1 pseudogene is annotated in these 515 nt (G+C 45.2%); it reads left to right on the top strand.

Features of this window, described 5'->3' with window-relative positions:
- Positions 1–515 (top strand): annotated as a pseudogene (locus tag R7Q11_RS29435) (RNA degradosome polyphosphate kinase); the annotation flags it as partial.

Genomic DNA, 515 nt, shown 5'->3' with positions numbered 1-515 from the left:
GACCACCTGCCACGCTTCGTGATGGTGCCAGAGCAAAAAGGCAAACGCCGTAAGACCATCATCTTACTTGATAACATCATCCGATACTGTTTAGACGAGCTTTTTAAAGGCTTTTTCGACTATGATGAGCTCGCAGGCTACGCGATGAAAATGACGCGTGATGCAGAATACGACTTGCGTAATGAAATCGAATACAGCTTGCTAGAGCAAATGTCAGCAGGTGTAAACCAACGTTTAACCGCCATGCCAGTACGCTTTGTGTATGAGCGTGAAATGCCGCAAGAGATGCTCGACTTCTTGTGCAGCAAACTAAGAATTTCCAATTACGACAACCTAATTCCAGGTGGACGCTACCACAACTTCAAAGATTTCATCGCTTTTCCAAACGTCGGGCGAGAATACCTCGAAAACAAACCAATGCCACCAATGAAGTGTGCAGACTTTGAAGGTTACGCCAACAGTTTCGAAGCCATCAAAGCCAAAGACATTCTACTCTACTACCCTTATCACACCTT

The organism is Vibrio sp. 970 (genome assembly GCF_033339075.1).
This window is presented reverse-complemented; position numbering and strand designations above follow the sequence as displayed.